Here is a 1,485-nt window from a genome sequence, read left to right as displayed (position 1 = left end):
CTGAACACGACCGAAGGCGGCAGCACCACGACGCCGCCGGACAGGGCAAGCGTGCCGGGCTCGGCGACGCGGCGCGCGCCGAGGCAGGTTTCATCGAGCGTCGACAGGGTCATGCGGCGGTCTCCTCGTTCGTGCGCGCGAACGCGTCGCGATACTGGTTTTTCAGCGCGGGGCGGTCGATCTTGCCGTTCGGGTTGCGCGGCAACGCCGGCAGCGGCTCGACGACGAGCGGGCTCATGTAGGTCGGCAATGCGTCGCGGCAAGCGCGTGCGATGTCGGCGCGGCACGCGTCGGCGTCGAGCGTCGATACGACGCATGCGGCGATCGCTTCGCCCAGCGACGCGTGCGGGACGCCGAACACCGCCGCCTCGCGAATGTGGGGCAGCGCGAACAGCACGTCTTCGACTTCGGTCGGGCTGACGCGATAGCCCGACGTCTTGATCATGTCGTCACCGCGCGCGACGAAATACAGGTAGCCGTCCGCGTCGCGGCGCACGATGTCGCCGGACCACACGGCGACGTCGGGGCGCGGGATCTCGCCGTGCCGGCGCGGCAGCGGGCGAAAGCGCTGCGCGGTCAGCTCGGGCCGGTTCCAGTAGCCGAGCGTGACGAACGCGCCGCGATGCACGAGTTCTCCGGGCTCGTCGGCCGCGCATTCGCTACCGTCCGCGCGCAGCACGAGGATTTCGGCGTTCGGCACGGCCTTGCCGATCGATGTCGGGCGCAGTGCGGCGTCGGCCGGGGGCAGGTACGTCGAGCGAAATGCTTCGGTCAATCCGTACATCAGGTACGGCGAAGCGTTCGTGAACAGCGCCTGCAGGCGGTGCAGCAGCGGCGTGGCGAGATGGCCGCCGGTGTTCGCGAAGCGGCGGATCCGCGTGCGGGCCGTATCGCTCCAGCCGGCGGACGCGAGCTGCATCCACAACGGCGGCACGCCGGTGATCGACGTCACGCCGAACGCGTCGCAATGGCGCGGCACTTCGGCCGGCTGCAGGAAGTCGAGCGGTGCATAGCACGCGCCGGACGCCAGCGCGGTCGTGAGCTGGCTCAGGCCCGCGTCGAAGCTGAGCGGCAGCACGCCGAGCACGACATCGTCACTGGCCAGCCCCTGGTACGCGGCGACGCTGAACGCGCCCGACACCAGATTGCGGTGCGACACGACCACGCCTTTCGGCTTGCCGGTCGAGCCGGACGTGTAGAGCAGCGCGGCGGGATCGTCGTCCACCGGCCGGCCGGCGGGGGCGGGTGCCGGTGCGTCGGTGCCGGGCGCGTGGATCGCGTCGGCCAGTTCCTCGATCAGCATCGCGCGGGCGCCGACGAGCGCGGCGAGCGCCGGCAGGCGCTTCAACCGCTGCGCGCCGATCATGATCAAGGCGCCGCGCGGATGGCTGGCCGTCGGCGAGGAGCCTGTTCTGTTCAGCGAGATGGCGCCCACGCTCGCGGCCATCGAACCGGACTGGGAAGCACAGCTGCAGAACGGAGCGA

1 pseudogene is annotated in these 1,485 nt (G+C 71.0%); it reads right to left on the bottom strand.

Features of this window, described 5'->3' with window-relative positions:
* Positions 1–109 precede the first annotated feature (109 nt).
* A pseudogene (locus G3O00_RS42565) lies at positions 110–1,372 on the bottom strand (AMP-binding protein); the annotation flags it as partial.
* Between the last annotated feature and the right edge of the window lie 113 nt (positions 1,373–1,485).

It is taken from the genome of Burkholderia sp. Ac-20384 (assembly GCF_017104605.1).
In the GTDB taxonomy this organism is placed as follows: domain Bacteria; phylum Pseudomonadota; class Gammaproteobacteria; order Burkholderiales; family Burkholderiaceae; genus Burkholderia; species Burkholderia lata.
Note: the sequence above shows the minus strand (reverse complement) of the source record. Positions and strands in the feature narration are given on the sequence as shown.